At 35.6% G+C, this 14,270-nt stretch carries 19 protein-coding genes; 10 read left to right on the top strand and 9 right to left on the bottom strand.

Annotation, left to right across the window (positions count from 1 at the left end; translation table 11 throughout):
* Nucleotides 1–38: 38 nt before the first annotated feature.
* Entirely contained in the window at nt 39–1,052 is a 1,014-nt protein-coding gene (locus C8N46_RS06075; RefSeq protein ID WP_108113981.1) for a hypothetical protein, read from the bottom strand.
* Nucleotides 1,053–1,231: 179 nt separating this feature from the next.
* Between C8N46_RS06075 and C8N46_RS06070 the strand changes: the two genes are divergently transcribed.
* The 6 genes from C8N46_RS06070 (at nt 1,232) to C8N46_RS06055 (ending at nt 4,389) form a co-directional block, all read left to right on the top strand.
* Nucleotides 1,232–2,482 carry a hypothetical protein gene (locus tag C8N46_RS06070; RefSeq protein WP_108113980.1) on the top strand — a complete coding sequence of 417 codons (1,251 nt, stop codon included), beginning with the start codon at nt 1,232–1,234 and terminating at the stop codon, nt 2,480–2,482.
* Nucleotides 2,483–2,552: 70 nt separating this feature from the next.
* Nucleotides 2,553–2,720, top strand: a complete 168-nt coding sequence (locus tag C8N46_RS20370; protein WP_158269088.1) for a hypothetical protein — start codon at nt 2,553–2,555, stop codon at nt 2,718–2,720.
* 105 nt (nt 2,721–2,825) lie between these two features.
* Complete coding sequence (locus tag C8N46_RS20365; protein ID WP_158269087.1) at nt 2,826–2,984, top strand: hypothetical protein; 159 nt, start codon at nt 2,826–2,828, stop codon at nt 2,982–2,984.
* 102 nt (nt 2,985–3,086) lie between these two features.
* Nucleotides 3,087–3,320 carry a hypothetical protein gene (locus C8N46_RS06065; protein WP_108113979.1) on the top strand — a complete coding sequence of 78 codons (234 nt, stop codon included), beginning with the start codon at nt 3,087–3,089 and terminating at the stop codon, nt 3,318–3,320.
* 161 nt (nt 3,321–3,481) lie between these two features.
* The gene (locus C8N46_RS06060; RefSeq protein WP_108113978.1) at nt 3,482–4,003 is read left to right on the top strand and encodes an OmpH family outer membrane protein; all 522 of its coding nucleotides are present in this window, start codon (nt 3,482–3,484) and stop codon (nt 4,001–4,003) included.
* 194 nt (nt 4,004–4,197) lie between these two features.
* Nucleotides 4,198–4,389: a hypothetical protein gene (locus C8N46_RS06055; RefSeq protein ID WP_108113977.1), complete on the top strand. Its 192-nt coding sequence runs from the start codon at nt 4,198–4,200 to the stop codon at nt 4,387–4,389.
* A gap of 77 nt (nt 4,390–4,466) precedes the next feature.
* Here C8N46_RS06055 and guaB read toward each other — a convergent pair whose 3' ends face one another.
* The 4 genes from guaB to C8N46_RS06035 form a co-directional block, all read right to left on the bottom strand.
* Entirely contained in the window at nt 4,467–5,948 is a 1,482-nt protein-coding gene (gene guaB, locus C8N46_RS06050; protein ID WP_108113976.1) for an IMP dehydrogenase, read from the bottom strand.
* A gap of 159 nt (nt 5,949–6,107) precedes the next feature.
* Nucleotides 6,108–6,971 (bottom strand): hydroxymethylglutaryl-CoA lyase, encoded by an 864-nt coding sequence (locus C8N46_RS06045; protein ID WP_108113975.1) that lies wholly within the window; start codon nt 6,969–6,971, stop codon nt 6,108–6,110.
* Between the two features lie 134 nt (nt 6,972–7,105).
* Nucleotides 7,106–7,336 (bottom strand): hypothetical protein, encoded by a 231-nt coding sequence (locus C8N46_RS06040; RefSeq protein WP_108113974.1) that lies wholly within the window; start codon nt 7,334–7,336, stop codon nt 7,106–7,108.
* Between the two features lie 155 nt (nt 7,337–7,491).
* The gene (locus tag C8N46_RS06035; protein ID WP_108113973.1) at nt 7,492–8,112 is read right to left on the bottom strand and encodes a LysE family translocator; all 621 of its coding nucleotides are present in this window, start codon (nt 8,110–8,112) and stop codon (nt 7,492–7,494) included.
* 87 nt (nt 8,113–8,199) lie between these two features.
* Here C8N46_RS06035 and C8N46_RS06030 point away from each other — a divergent pair, with 87 nt between their 5' ends.
* The gene (locus tag C8N46_RS06030) at nt 8,200–8,409 is read left to right on the top strand and encodes a hypothetical protein (protein WP_108113972.1); all 210 of its coding nucleotides are present in this window, start codon (nt 8,200–8,202) and stop codon (nt 8,407–8,409) included.
* A gap of 18 nt (nt 8,410–8,427) precedes the next feature.
* On the opposite strand, the gene C8N46_RS06025 is transcribed toward C8N46_RS06030, so the two are convergent.
* Nucleotides 8,428–9,453, bottom strand: coding sequence for a quinone-dependent dihydroorotate dehydrogenase (locus C8N46_RS06025; RefSeq protein ID WP_108113971.1), 1,026 nt, complete (start codon nt 9,451–9,453; stop codon nt 8,428–8,430).
* 200 nt (nt 9,454–9,653) lie between these two features.
* Here C8N46_RS06025 and C8N46_RS06020 point away from each other — a divergent pair, with 200 nt between their 5' ends.
* From C8N46_RS06020 to C8N46_RS06005, 3 genes are all read left to right on the top strand, one after another.
* The gene (locus tag C8N46_RS06020) at nt 9,654–10,016 is read left to right on the top strand and encodes an ABC transporter permease (protein ID WP_108113970.1); all 363 of its coding nucleotides are present in this window, start codon (nt 9,654–9,656) and stop codon (nt 10,014–10,016) included.
* Between the two features lie 100 nt (nt 10,017–10,116).
* On the top strand, nt 10,117–11,352 hold the full coding sequence (pepT, locus tag C8N46_RS06015) for a peptidase T (RefSeq protein WP_108113969.1): 1,236 nt from the start codon (nt 10,117–10,119) through the stop codon (nt 11,350–11,352).
* Nucleotides 11,353–11,650: 298 nt separating this feature from the next.
* A complete protein-coding gene (locus C8N46_RS06005; protein WP_108113967.1) occupies nt 11,651–12,244 on the top strand; it encodes a YdeI/OmpD-associated family protein in 594 nt (197 codons plus the stop codon).
* A 144-nt stretch (nt 12,245–12,388) separates the two neighbouring features.
* On the opposite strand, the gene yajC is transcribed toward C8N46_RS06005, so the two are convergent.
* Genes yajC through nusB form a run of 3 tightly spaced genes read right to left on the bottom strand, consistent with a single transcriptional unit; the run spans nt 12,389 to nt 14,260 of the window.
* The gene (gene yajC, locus C8N46_RS06000; protein WP_317046677.1) at nt 12,389–12,673 is read right to left on the bottom strand and encodes a preprotein translocase subunit YajC; all 285 of its coding nucleotides are present in this window, start codon (nt 12,671–12,673) and stop codon (nt 12,389–12,391) included.
* A gap of 19 nt (nt 12,674–12,692) precedes the next feature.
* Nucleotides 12,693–13,277, bottom strand: a complete 585-nt coding sequence (locus C8N46_RS05995) for a DUF1573 domain-containing protein (RefSeq protein WP_108113965.1) — start codon at nt 13,275–13,277, stop codon at nt 12,693–12,695.
* A 41-nt stretch (nt 13,278–13,318) separates the two neighbouring features.
* The gene (gene nusB, locus C8N46_RS05990) at nt 13,319–14,260 is read right to left on the bottom strand and encodes a transcription antitermination factor NusB (RefSeq protein WP_245896736.1); all 942 of its coding nucleotides are present in this window, start codon (nt 14,258–14,260) and stop codon (nt 13,319–13,321) included.
* Nucleotides 14,261–14,270: the final 10 nt, after the last annotated feature.

Here is a 14,270-nt window from a genome sequence, read left to right as displayed (position 1 = left end):
TAACACCCAAAACCAAACACCTCATCTAAAAAGAAAAATCACAAATCTGTGGTTTTAGCACGCGTGATTTGAAATGGTTGAAATAAATCCCAGCTGACGCCGAATCCGATTTGATGCCCTGAATCTACAAAACGGAGATTGTAATTGTCGTGTCCGTACACGTACGTTCCAAAGAATCCGATGTTGCGATTGAATGGGTAAATAGTAAAGGTTGTTTCACTCCGTAACGGTTCTACAAAAGAATGCGCACCTTGTATGAGTTCTATTTTTTGCTCTAAGGAATAGCGTATTTTCGGCTTCCATTGATGCACATATTCATATCCCAATCCAAAACGATGTCTACCGTAAATGCGGATGTCAAAATCGGTATAACCTCCCACATTGAACAACCCGAAAAAACGATTGTGATAGAGTTCATACGAAGTTGTAAACGAATGAATTTTATAGGGTTCATCAGCATTGTTCAATTCGTTGAAGCGAAAGTTTAGAGAGAGTTTTGTGGTATTGGTGGAAAAATTTCCGTTAGCTCTGTTCAATAATTGGGAAAGATTGCTTTCGTCCGTAATAGTAGTGTGAAAATCCATACATGCCATCGATTCGTCGTCTTCTCCCGAAAGGAACGCACAACCCGATTGTCCGTTAGAATAATGACCACTTTCAATTGCCCATGTAAAAAAGTTGTTACTTTTTGTTTTAATCATGTGTTGCCAACCAAATAACACACGATATGAAGGCGTTTTTACAGGTTTTGAGTTTTCTGCATACATCCGAATATGTGGTTGGAAGCTCATGTAAAAGGCGTTTCCTGCTTTGTTTTCTTCCGATTGCATATTCTCAATAATATTGTTGATAATGCTGTAATATACTGTCGGTTTTGCATCAAATAAGATATCTTCATGTGCGTTCATGTTTGATAAATAGCCAAGTGAGGGTTTTACAGCGATGGGATAAAAATCATTGAATGCATTGTTGTCGTTGGTATTTGCATTGGAAGTTTGTCCAAAACTCCATTGAACAAGTATAAAAAGTAAGAAGAAATGCCGCTTTTTCATGAATCGTTGTTTAATTTATTGGTAAATGTAGAAAAAAAGTATATCGCTTTTTAATCGTAATTGTAAGAATTGTTAGTTTGATTTGTTGAATTGTTTTTGTGACTAGATAAAAAATTACGTGAAACTACGCCTACATCACTTTCAGATATTTTGCTACTTTTAGGGAAAAAATAATTCCAATGGGATATCCTAAAGAAATTCTAATTATACGTCATGCAGAAAAACCTGCAGATCCTTCTAATGAAAACTTAGCAACCAAAGGTTACGAAAGAGCCGCCGCACTCGCCTATTATGTACCAGCGAATTTTAACACCATAGATCATATTTTTGCGGCTGGTGTCGGATTGAAAAGTCCAAGTAAACGTCCTGTAGAAACCGTTACACCGTTGGCTGCACGATTGAACAAGAAAATTCACGATTCCTTTTTAAAATATCAGTATCAAGATATGGTGACACATATTTTGAATGATGATTCGTATAATGATTCCGTCATTGCGATTGCTTGGCAACACACAAATATTGAAGCTATTGCAACTGCATTTGGCGCAAAAGAAGTCCCTTCAAGTCTTTGGCCAGAGAGCTGTTTTGATTTGGTTTGGAAACTTACGTATAATGGAGATACAACTTATACGCTAACACAAATTCCACAATTATTGATGTATGGCGATACCGACCAAACTATTGTTGACCCTATTGAAAAAACATTTTGTGAAGAATTGCAAACGATTGATCCGCGCGAATTGTTTGGAAATCAAGCACCGATTCCCGCAGGAAACTTTCCAAATCAGGCAATGACCTGTATTTTTCAAGTTCCAAAAGCCAATGTTCCAGAAGGATTGACAGAGCAATATATTTTTGTAGGTGCAAGTTTTTTATTGACAGAACAAGCGATTATCGACAACCAAATTGCGGCAGTTTTAAATGTAGCGTATGATGTAAATGATAAAGAAGATTTACAAATTCCATTTTCTGACCCGCAAATAGACAAACGCTCTGCGCTGCCTTTTGAAAAAGCTGCCAATGAAAATTATTATTTGAATCAACTTAGTAAAGTTGGTTTGATTGACGGCAGCGATAATGATATCATGACCTTAGTGGCGGCTGTACAAGAAGCAGAACAATTACTCAACTTTCCGTCGCCAACACAACAAAAAGCGGATGGATTGGTCAATTTTTACGCACAAGGAAATTTAGTCATTCATTGTCATGACGGTGGAAGTCGCTCCGTAACAGTTACCGCGTTGTACTTGTATTATAAATATTATGTGAATACAGACATTCCGTTTGTGGATGTATATAAAAGTATTATTGCATTACGCTGGAATCATACTTCCAACCATCATCCAACACAGGGAATTTGCGAAAACGCGTATGAAGTGTTGAATACGTTTGAAGCTTTGTTTCCTGAACCTGTACGGAAAACGTATTAATTGTAAGTTTTTACATTACTTAAATAGCATCTTTATTTTATAAATTTATGAGGTCTTAAATTTAGATATCATGAAAAAAAAGAAATTAAAATCACTAAAATTTAACAGTGAAAAAATAGCTGGATTAAGTACTAATAAAATAAATGGAGGAGCGAAACAGAGCTTGGCTACAAATTGTATAAACATAAAAGCATGTCAACAACTTTCGCTGTATTTGCCGATAAATTATTGTTATTAGATTTTTTAACGTCATAAAATGTTGTAAACATCAAAAATACGGTAATACCGTACCTAAAAAATCATAAGCTTGCATATTTTTAGGTATTAACTTAAAAGTATCATTATGAAAAAACAACATTTACAAAGTTTACGATTAAACAAAATTTCTATTTCAAAATTTGAAATTCAAGGTGGATTAGCACCAAGAGGCGAATCTGAATTTAACACGGTTTGTCCTATGTGTGAAACGGAAGATTGTCCGACAAAAAATGAGGATAGATAATCATACATCGTTTATGTTGAAAAGCTTTCAGGAAACTGGAAGCTTTTCTTTTTTTCATCATCTTTGACTCGAGATGCGTATTTTTGTAAAAAAAAAAGAAACATGGGAAAAGTAAAACTTATTTGGGATTTTAGAGGCCCAAACGGAAAACGGACTGCTGAACATCATTGTGTGCATTTACACGATTTTATCAAAATGGAAAAACTGCATGGAGAAGCTATTAAAGTAGTAGAATTTTCCGAAATGCACGCTGCAGCAACGATGATTATTAAAGAAGAAGATGTTACGGTGATGCGAGAAAAGTTAAAACCACATCGCGGACAACGTGTAGAGTAATTTTTGTTAATTACTAATAGTTTCAAGTGGTTTCAGCACTTGACATCTGTTTCAATTCGTAAAAAAATCACTTTAAAAACGTTAATTTTCTGCAAGTTTGTTTTTTTGGTATGATGTTTTCATTACTTTAGCCAACTTTGAAAAATAAAAAATTTAATCTAATGAAAATTAAACATTTACTCTACACATTCGCTATTGTATTTTGTTCCTATACAGTGTCAGCTCAAACAAAAGTTGGTACTGTGAATATCAATATTCTAGTTTCTAAATTACCTGAAATTGCAGAAGTTCAAAAAGGTATGGAAGCCTACGAAAAAGAGTTACAAGCCGATTTAAAAGCAAAATTAGACGCGTACGGAAAAGAAGTAGAAGCTGCGAATGCTGCTTTTAAAGACATGACAGACGAAGATAAAAAGAAGAAACAGAAGGAAATTTTCGATTTAGAAAACGATATTCAAAAGTTTCGTCAAAATGCAGTGCAATTGGTACAATTAAAACAAGACGAGTTGATGCGACCGTTGTATAAAAAAGTAGGTGACGCTGTAGCTGCCGTTTCGAAAGAAGAAAAATATACACAAGTTTTTACACTTGACGGAAACGAATTGGCATACATAGACCCACAATATGACATTACGTTAAAAACTGCAGCCAAACTAGGACTCAAATTAGACGAAGAGAAATAAGGAATTATATATCTTTATAAAAGCCTTGCATTTTCAATATATGCAAGGCTTTTTTTATGGAATATATAGAGGTCAAATTCATGAATTTGAGCAAGTCCTTGGCGTTTCTCAACGTATATTTTTTTCATTAGCGACAATCATTTGATATCTTTAAAGAAATGTCCAAATTAATTAACTATTAAATTTTTAAGATTATGAAAAAAAGAAATTTGAAAAATGGTTTGACTTTACAAAAAAGAACCATTTCGTCACTTTCTGAAAAAGCAGTAAAAGGAGGAACAGGAACTTCTGACATTTACACAAGTCGCTTTGTAGATTTATGTTATGGAGTACAAACAAGCTTTGGAGGAGTTTGTGCTATTCAATGTGCACCAACTGAACCATAAGATGACTTAGTATAACGATAAAGGCTGTCATTCTCGAAAGAAAATGACAGCCTTTTTTATGTTGTATTAAAATGATTTTACCTTCTTGAATAGTTTGGCGCTTCTTTGGTAATAGCAACATCATGTGGGTGACTTTCGTTGATTCCACTTGCTGTAATACGCACAAATTGTCCGTTTTCTTTGAGTGTAGCAATGTCTTTTGCTCCGCAATAGCCCATTCCTGCACGCAATCCGCCAATAAATTGATGAATGCTTTCGTCTAAATTTCCTTTATATGGCACACGACCAACAATTCCTTCTGGCACTAATTTTTTAATATCTGCTTCTACATCTTGGAAATATCGGTCTTTAGAACCTTGTTTCATCGCTTCTACAGAACCCATTCCACGATACGATTTGAATTTTCTTCCTTCGTAAATGATGGTTTCTCCTGGTGATTCTTTCGTTCCAGCTAATAACGAGCCTAACATTACAGAATCGGCTCCGGCAGCAATTGCTTTTGGAATATCACCTGTGTATCGAATTCCACCATCAGCAATCACAGGAACTCCACTGCCTTTTATCGCTGCAGCCACTTCCAATACCGCTGAAAATTGTGGAAAACCAACACCAGCCACCACACGCGTCGTACAGATAGAACCTGGACCAATTCCTACTTTGACAGCATCTGCACCAGCTTCTACCAAATATTTTGCTGCTGCACCTGTAGCAATGTTTCCAACAATGACTTCCAAATTTGGGAATTTTGCTTTTACGTCTTTTAACACAGTAACTACACCTTTGGTATGTCCGTGCGCGGTATCAATTACCACTGCATCCACGCCCGCTTTTACTAAGGCTTCTGCTCTATCAACCGCATCTGCGGTAACGCCTAATGCGGCTGCTACGCGCAAACGTCCGTATGAGTCTTTGTTCGCAATTGGTTTTTGGGTGACTTTGGTAATGTCTCTAAACGTAATCAATCCTTTTAGTTTATATGAATCGTCTACGATTAACAGTTTTTCGATTTTATGTTTTTGTAAAATTGCTTCAGCATCTTTTAACGAAGTTCCTTCCGAAGACGTTACTAATCCGTCTTTTTCGCTTGTCATGACTTCAACAATTGGGCGCTTGCTATTGTGCTCAAAACGTAAATCTCTATTGGTTACAATTCCTTTCAGTTTTCCTTCATGATCTACAATTGGAATTCCGCCAATACTGTTTTCTTTCATGCTTGCATTGGCATCTGCAACGGTTGCCGTAAGTGGCAACGTTACAGGATCGAGAATCATACCACTTTCAGCACGTTTTACTCTGCGTACTTTTTGGGCTTGTCGCTCAATCGTCATGTTTTTGTGTAAGACACCAATACCGCCTTCACGCGCCATTGCAATTGCCATTGACGATTCTGTTACCGTATCCATCGCTGCCGAAATGATAGGTACATTAATCGTAATGTTTCTTGTAAATTTTGTTTGGATGTTGACTTCTCTTGGAAGAACTTCTGAAAACGCAGGTACGAGTAAGACATCATCGTAAGTTAACCCTTCGCCCAGAATTTTGTTGTTGTGTGCTGTCATTGTGCAATTAAAATATAATTGCGTGCAAATATACTACTTTTTTTTGGTAGTTAAGAGGTTTTCCTTTTTTGTCTTTTTGATGGCTTGTCTCTTTGTTGATTTGTCTTTTTGTTTGAAACTTAAACTAATAAACTTTTCAACCACTAAACTTCTCAACTACTAATGATAATAATTAAAAATTTTAGAAGCTTCGTTGTAGGCAGATTCAAAACTCATGGCTTGAATATTACTGTTTGCTTTTGCTGCTGTAAAATACGAAACCATTTTCTCGGTAGGCATGTTTCCTGTAAGTTCATCTTTTGCCATTGGGCAACCGCCAAATCCTTGAATAGCGCCATCAAAACGTCTACAGCCAGCTTTGTATGCGGCATCTACTTTTTCGTGCCATGAACTTGGTGTGGTGTGTAAATGCGCGCCAAATTCAATGTCTGGATATGCTGGAATGAGATTGGAATACAAATATGCTATCACATCTGGTGTGGAAGAGCCAATGGTATCCGAAAGCGATAAAATTTTAACGCCCATGTTGGAGAGTTTTTCCGTCCATTGTCCCACGATTTCTACATTCCAAGGATCGCCGTACGGGTTTCCAAATCCCATAGAGAGATATGCTACCACTTCTTTATTAGTTTTAGTCGCTATGTTTAAAATTTCTTGTAAAGTTTCTATGGACTGCGCTATGGTTTTATGCGTATTTCGCATCTGGAAGTTTTCCGAAATTGAAAACGGATAGCCTAAATACTGAATTTCTGGATGCGCACTTGCGTCATTTGCACCACGAACATTCGCCACAATTGCCAATAATTTACTTTCTGTCGTAGACAAGTCTAATTGCGACAATACTTCGGCAGTATCTACCATTTGCGGAATGGCTTTTGGCGACACAAAACTTCCAAAATCAATCGTATCAAAGCCTACACGCAGTAAGGATTGAATGTATTGCACCTTTTTTTCTGTAGGAATAAACATCTTAATGCCTTGCATGGCATCACGTGGACATTCTATTATTTTAATGTTTTCCATAGAGTGTCAAAGATAATCAACGAAAACGTTTTAGCGAATGTTTTTTTAAGAGATTCAATCATTTTTACACATAAAAAACAGCTTATTAATAAATAATAAGCTGTTTTCAAATTTTTCACGTGTACTGTGATATCTTATTGGTCAGTTGGACAGTAATAGGTTGGGCAGCCTCCAAATCTAGAATCACACCAGTTGTTTACTGTGTCTTGACAACCTGTGTATGGTTGTGTAACTGGCGGTGGCGGCGGTGGCAAACATGATAAAATTTCTGATTGTGCTTCTTGAAGTCCACCTGTAACGCTGCGCTTAAAATTACTAATTGTGTTTTTCGTCAACTTTAAACTTTTTAGGCTCTTTTTTTTCATAATTACTACGTTTTTGAAAGTTAATTTTGTTGACGAAATGTATTGATGACTGGGCGTTTTTAAAAACAATAACGCTCGGTTTTTATGAATTGTAAGCAGCGAATTATTTTGTTCCGCAAGAAAGTAATTGAAGTAATATTCTAAATTACAGTGTTTTATGTCAGCATGATAAAAATAGCAATTCCCACGAAAACGACAATTTGCAACCATTTCATATAGATGCCTATGTTTTTATTTTTTTGGATAGATTCTGAGATAATTCCTCCAAAAATAGCAATCGCACCAAAAACGATAAACGATACTAAAATGAATAAAAACCCTAAAATATAAAACTGAATTACGTTATTCATGGTTTCACTGAAGAGAAATCCGGGAAATAGTGCTAAAAAGAATAACGTGACTTTCGGATTGAGCACATTCATGATGAATCCTTGCTTGAATAATTCTCCAACAGATTTTTTCGGAACGGCTTCGTTGCCCAATTCAATAGCACCTGAACTTTTGTAGACTTTATACGCCAAATACACTAAATACAACGCTCCTAAAAGCTTGATGCTAAAGAATAATGTCGGATTTTGCTTGAGAATGGTAGAAGCACCAAAAGCCACCAAAGATGTGTGAATAATACAGCCTGTCATCAATCCTAATACGGTAGCAATGCCATATTTGCGTCCGTTGACAATACTTTGCATCAACACATAAATATTATCGGGACCGGGAGAAATGGCTAGTAAAAAGGTAGCAGTAACAAATCCTATGAGTATTTCTACGTTCAAAAAAAATCTTTTAGTTCGTAAAAATATGCTTTTTGCATAAACCTGCCTTTCTTTTTTTATATATTTGGTTTAACTAACTTTATAATTATGAAACAAATTGGTATGTATTTAGCCATTTTCGGAATTGGCTCTATTGTTTTATATTTTTTTGATATGCAATTCAAAATTCTAACGTGGATAGATGAATGGGGAGAAACTACAGGATGGGCAATTCGTATTGGAATGATTGTTCTTGGTGCTATTCTATTTTTTATAGGAAAATCTAAAGAAGAAGAACAAGAAGAAGCTCCCGAATAAAATATAGCTACATTCCTCTTATTTTTGAGTTTGTTTTAATATCTCTTGATTGATTTTCTTGACCAGTTTTGGACCTTCGTATACAAACCCTGTGTACAATTGTACCAAATCGGCTCCTGCGTCCAATTTTTCAAGTGCATCTTTGGCAGAATGGATTCCTCCTACACCAATAATTGGAAAGGCTTTGTTGCTTTTTTCAGCTAAAAAACGAATGACTTCCGTAGCACGATTGGTCAACGGTTTTCCACTCAATCCTCCGACTTCATTTTTATCTTTGGATTGCAAACCTTCTCGTGAAATGGTCGTATTGGTAGCAATGACGCCAGCAATTTTTGTCTCTGCCACAATTTCAATAATGTCTTCCAATTGTTCATTGGTTAAATCAGGTGCGATTTTGAGTAAGATTGGTTTTGGAGCATTTTTCGCTTTGTTCATGCTTTGCAACGTCGTCAACAACTTTGTCAACGGTTCTTTGTCTTGCAATTCTCGAAGTCCAGGTGTATTCGGTGAACTTACATTGACCACAAAATAATCTACATGTGGAAATAACGCTTCAAAACAAATTTTATAATCTTCTACTGCTTCGTCGTTTGGCGTGACTTTGTTCTTCCCGATATTTCCTCCAATCAATACGCCTTTGTTCTTTTTTAAACGCTCCACCGCTTCAAAAACGCCGCCATTATTAAATCCCATACGATTGATAATAGCTTTGTCTTGCTTCAAACGAAACAAACGTTTTTTAGGATTTCCTGCTTGTGGTTTTGGTGTCAACGTTCCTATTTCTATAAAGCCAAATCCGAAGTTGGACAGCTCGTTGTAGAGTTTGGCATCTTTATCAAATCCTGCAGCTAATCCTACGGGATTTTTAAATGATAACCCAAAAACAGTGCGTTCCAAGCGTTTGTCATTTACTACATACATACTTTTAAAAATGCTAGAAACTCCAGGGATTTTAGAAAGCGTTCTTATTAATGAAAAGGTAAAATGATGCACTTTTTCAGGATCAAACAGAAAAAGAATGGGTTTTACGAGAATTTGGTACATGTTGTTGTGTTTGTGCAAAAATATAGTCTATTCTTTAGATGTCAAATATTTTGCTGCTGTTATTTTAGGAAAGTATGTTTTAGATCAAAAAAGAATAAAAAGAACTCTAAAACTGCCAACTAAACCATAAATCTGTAAAAGTAAGTAAGACTTTATTGTAGTGATAAAACACAGCTTTTTTCTATCTTTAGAAAAAACTTATGGATACAAATCAAAACGAAGAACATAACGAAATGCTATCAGCAGGACCAGGAATTAAATCGATTTCAATACATAATACGCTTCCAGCAGTAATTGAAGTAAATGTTATACCTGGCAAAATACCGCCTGGTCGACCTATATTATTAGGGCAGAATCAATGGAAAACTTTTGAACCCGCTACAATACCAAATTTAAAACCTGGAATGCTTTGGGCACCGATTGCAAGAGCAGGACGTGAAATTCGTGGCGCAAGCTATCCGTATAACCCAAATGGTGTAGACATTTATTTTAATGTGAAGCAAAAAAACCCTTTAGAACGGTTTGATTTTGTTCTAGAGCAAACTTCTGAGAGACCTAATTAGATGTTGGGTTTTGGGTGTTAGGTGTTGTTTTTTGAAAAAATAAAATTGTTTGTTTCTGTAATTTTTGAGAAACGTGTATTTTTGAAAAAAACGAACACACATGCAACATATTATAGATAGATTCATCAGTTATGTTACGATTGATACGGAATCTGACCCAACTTCTGATACCACACCAAGTACTGAAAAACAATGGGATTTAGCCAATTTGTTAGTGGACGAATTGAAACGAATTGGGATGGAAGATGTCACTATTGACGAAAACGCGTATATCATGGCAACTTTGCCAAGCAATGTAGACCACGAAGTGCCAACTATCGGATTTGTATCGCATTTTGATACGTCTCCTGATTTTACAGGCGCCAATGTAAATCCACAAATTGTTCCGAATTACGACGGAAAAGATATTGTACTCAACGCAGAACAAGATATTGTGCTTTCTCCAGATTATTTTGATGATTTGCTATTGTACAAAGGACAAACCTTAATCACAACCGATGGTACAACGCTACTCGGCGCTGATGACAAAGCAGGAATTTGCGAGATTGTCTCTGCGATGGAATATTTAATTCAACATCCTGAAATAAAACACGGAAAAATTCGTGTGGGCTTTACGCCAGATGAAGAAATTGGTCGTGGCGCGCATAAATTTGATGTCGCCAAATTTGGTGCGGATTGGGCATATACAATGGACGGAAGTCAGATTGGAGAATTGGAATACGAAAATTTTAACGCAGCCAGTGCTACGATTGAAATTAAAGGAAAAATTGTACATCCTGGGTATGCAAAAGGAAAAATGATTAATTCGGTTTTGATTGCGAATGAAATTATCAATTCGTTGCCACCACATGATATTCCACAAGAAACTACAGGTCGCGAAGGGTTTTACCATTTGCACACCGTAAAAGGAAGCGTGGAAGAATCATCGTTAGCCTATATTATTCGTGATCATGATAAAAATAAGTTTGAAGCGCGCAAAGAATTGCTAGAAAAAATTGCTGCAGACATTAATAGTCGCTATTCCTATGATCCTGTACAACTGACAATCAAAGACCAGTATTACAACATGAAAGAAAAGGTAGAACCTGTATTTCATATTGTAGAAATTGCCGAAGAAGCGATGAAATCATTAGGAATTACGCCAATTATCAAACCAATTCGCGGTGGAACTGACGGTTCACAATTGTCCTTTATGGGATTGCCATGCCCGAATATTTTTGCGGGTGGACATAATTTTCACGGACGTTATGAGTATGTTCCTGTAGAAAGCATTCAAAGTGCTATTGACGTGATTGTGAAGATTTCGGAATTGACGGCTGAAAAGTATGCGGAATAATTCTGTTTAAAACAAAGAAATTACATAGAATAAAAAAGGGAGTAAGCTAAAAATTACCCAAAATAGCTTGCTCCTTTTTACTATAAAAATAATCCCTAAAACGACTGAAACACACAACAAGACGCGTTCAAAAAGCAGAAAGTTTTCAAGACTTGTTCCTAATGTAAAATTGATTCCGTCAATTAGAAAATAGGTTTTAATTGCAAATACAATCGTGTTGACAACTGCTAAAATTTTGAGAAAACGCATGTATCAAATTTAGAAATTAATTTCTGTATTTTAGCAAAAATCAAGCTTCATGAAAAAATTCACTTCCGTAGAACAGTACATTCAAAACTTTCCTGAATGGGAAGAAAAGCTGCGATTGCTACAACGAATTATGCTCGATAATGCACATGTAACAGAAACATTGAAATGGAATATTCCCGTGTATACGGTCAACGGAAAAAATGTATTGGGTATTGGTACGTTTAAAACCCATGTTGCTATTTGGTTTTTTCACGGAGCTTTACTGAACGATGAAGCCAATGTTTTGGTTAACGCACAAGAAGGTAAAACCCAAGCTATGCGTCATTGGAAATTTGCTGCTGCTGACGAAATTCCTGTTGATTTGGTAAAAAACTATGTAAACGAAGCTGTACAGAATCAATTGAAAGACAAAACGGTTGCGTTTAAAAGTTCTCAAACTGTAGAAATTCCAGCAGTATTAGCTTCTGCCCTTTCTGAAAATGACAAACTAAAAGCCGCTTTTGAAGCATTGTCTAATTACAAGCAAAAGGAATACATAGAACATATTGCATCCGCTAAAAGAGACGTAACCAAGCAAAACCGTTTGGATAAAAGTATTCCAATGATTTTGGCAGGAAAAGGCTTGAATGATAAATATCGTTGATTTTTTGTGTGTTGGAATGTTAGTAGGTTGGCATTTTGGTAGAATGGTTTCCAATCTTTTATTTTTTTAATCCTTGAATCTTTCAATACACAAAAAAGCAGCTCGAAAGCTGCTTTTTTATTTACTTATAGTGTAATGATTTAATTATTTTGTTTGAGAATTGCTTTTGTTGAGTCGTTCTGTAGCTTCTACAGAAAGTGCTGCGCGTTCAAATTTGATTTTTCCAGCACCTGTTTCAATAACACAGGTATTGTCTTTGTCATTGAGTTCAACAATTTTTCCATGAATTCCGCTTTTCGTGATGATTCTATCACCCTTTTTCACAGACGCCATGAAATTCTTCTCTTTTTTTTGTTTTTTTATCGAAGGTGCAATGATGAGAAAATACAACACTGCAATCATCAATAATAACGGTAAAATCTGATCCAATATTTCTAAATATTAGTGATTAATGATTGTGTCCTTCGTGACCTGTTTGCTGTGTTTTTGCAGTGTTACCAGCTGCTGCTTGCGCTTCTTGCTGTTTTTTCAAACGCGCATCTCTCTCAGCTTTTGCTTTTGCACGTTGTGCTTCCATTTCTGGATCTGGTGTAGCGTTTGCTTTGATACGTACAATTTCTCTACCTTTTTCAGTATTGGCTGTAATGGTTACCGTATTCGTTTTTAAATTAGGCTTTCCTTTAGAGTTGTACTTTACAGTAAATTGTCCTGTTCCTCCTGGTGCAATTGCTTCTCTTGGCCAGTCATTTGGAACTGTACATCCACAACTTCCTTTAATGTTTGAAATTAATAATGGTGCGCTTCCTGTGTTTGTAAATTTAAACACAGTTTCCACTTGGTCACCTTCATTGATAACACCAAAATCGTGTTCTGTTTTGTCAAATGTCATCGCTGCAAAGTTGGTAGCATTTGCATCTCTTTTAGCTGCATCAGCAACATTTGTACTTTGTATCTTTTTTGAAGCATCGTCTTTACAAGAAGTAAACAAAACGAGCGTCATTGCTCCTAGTAGTAAAAATCCTTTTTTGATCATAGTATTTAAAATTTTGAGGGTAAATTTAATAATTGTTTTCGTTACATCAAACCTCGACCGATTTTATTTAACTTATTTTCTTTTTTGTACTCTTTAATTAGTTTGTCTAAAATTCCGTTGATAAACATACTACTTTTTGAGGTAGAATATTCTTTTGCGAGCTCAATATACTCGTTTATTGTGACTTTTGCAGGGATTGAAGGAAATTTTAAGAATTCACAAATCGCCATTTTTAAGAGAATTAAATCGAGGTTTGCAATTCTATCCTTATCCCAATTAGGTGTTTTCCCTTGAATTTCTTCTGTAAGCATTTCATCGTTCAACACTGTTTTTCTGAATAAATCTTTTACAAAAGCTTTGTCTTCATCGTCCTTGTACAATTCTGATACAAAAATATGCTCCTTCCCTTTTTTAGCTTGTTTAATCGATTTTAGAACAAGCGTGTTTATCACAGGCAAATCGTCAATCCACGTTAGTTTTCTATCTTCAAAATATTCGTATAACTTTTCGTTTGGCGCAATGATTTGAGAGAATAATTTTGCTACAAAGGCACGGTCTTTATCGTAATTGGTTTCCGTATCTGCCATGTATTTTTTATACAAATCGCTTTGTAACATGTCTTCAAAAATAATGCGGATATATTCGTCATTTTCTTCCCAATCGTCCAATTTACGGTTTTTTACTGCATCTTTTAACGCTTCATTCTCAGCCAAATGACGAATGATTGCATTTTGAATAAACTTTTTATTAGGATTTTTATCTGCGGAAGTTGCCAAATACTTTTTTTGAGATAATTCGATTTGATTTTCAGCGTATTCGCTCAATTTTACAAACAAATCTAGCGTAAGCACATACAAATCGTGCATATTCGCGATACTCATGTTGATAAACTTCAACTCTTTGTCTACCTGATCACTGTGTGATTGTGACAATGCATAAATAGATTGCATTACTTTAACTCGAATATGTCTTCTTGTTAGCATCTGCGTCAGA

The sequence above is a fragment of the Kordia periserrulae genome, from assembly GCF_003054265.1.
In the GTDB taxonomy this organism is placed as follows: Bacteria; Bacteroidota; Bacteroidia; order Flavobacteriales; family Flavobacteriaceae; genus Kordia; species Kordia periserrulae.
This window is presented reverse-complemented; position numbering and strand designations above follow the sequence as displayed.

Coding starts and splice junctions, on each gene's coding strand:
- C8N46_RS06075 (WP_108113981.1), bottom strand. CDS start 1,052: ATGAAAAAGCGGCATTTCTTCTTACTTTTTATACTTGTTCAATGGAGT.
- C8N46_RS06070 (WP_108113980.1), top strand. CDS start 1,232: ATGGGATATCCTAAAGAAATTCTAATTATACGTCATGCAGAAAAACCT.
- C8N46_RS20370 (WP_158269088.1), top strand. CDS start 2,553: ATGAAAAAAAAGAAATTAAAATCACTAAAATTTAACAGTGAAAAAATA.
- C8N46_RS20365 (WP_158269087.1), top strand. CDS start 2,826: ATGAAAAAACAACATTTACAAAGTTTACGATTAAACAAAATTTCTATT.
- C8N46_RS06065 (WP_108113979.1), top strand. CDS start 3,087: ATGGGAAAAGTAAAACTTATTTGGGATTTTAGAGGCCCAAACGGAAAA.
- C8N46_RS06060 (WP_108113978.1), top strand. CDS start 3,482: ATGAAAATTAAACATTTACTCTACACATTCGCTATTGTATTTTGTTCC.
- C8N46_RS06055 (WP_108113977.1), top strand. CDS start 4,198: ATGAAAAAAAGAAATTTGAAAAATGGTTTGACTTTACAAAAAAGAACC.
- guaB (WP_108113976.1), bottom strand. CDS start 5,948: ATGACAGCACACAACAACAAAATTCTGGGCGAAGGGTTAACTTACGAT.
- C8N46_RS06045 (WP_108113975.1), bottom strand. CDS start 6,971: ATGGAAAACATTAAAATAATAGAATGTCCACGTGATGCCATGCAAGGC.
- C8N46_RS06040 (WP_108113974.1), bottom strand. CDS start 7,336: ATGAAAAAAAAGAGCCTAAAAAGTTTAAAGTTGACGAAAAACACAATT.
- C8N46_RS06030 (WP_108113972.1), top strand. CDS start 8,200: ATGAAACAAATTGGTATGTATTTAGCCATTTTCGGAATTGGCTCTATT.
- C8N46_RS06025 (WP_108113971.1), bottom strand. CDS start 9,453: ATGTACCAAATTCTCGTAAAACCCATTCTTTTTCTGTTTGATCCTGAA.
- C8N46_RS06020 (WP_108113970.1), top strand. CDS start 9,654: ATGGATACAAATCAAAACGAAGAACATAACGAAATGCTATCAGCAGGA.
- pepT (WP_108113969.1), top strand. CDS start 10,117: ATGCAACATATTATAGATAGATTCATCAGTTATGTTACGATTGATACG.
- C8N46_RS06005 (WP_108113967.1), top strand. CDS start 11,651: ATGAAAAAATTCACTTCCGTAGAACAGTACATTCAAAACTTTCCTGAA.
- C8N46_RS05995 (WP_108113965.1), bottom strand. CDS start 13,277: ATGATCAAAAAAGGATTTTTACTACTAGGAGCAATGACGCTCGTTTTG.
- nusB (WP_245896736.1), bottom strand. CDS start 14,260: ATGCTAACAAGAAGACATATTCGAGTTAAAGTAATGCAATCTATTTAT.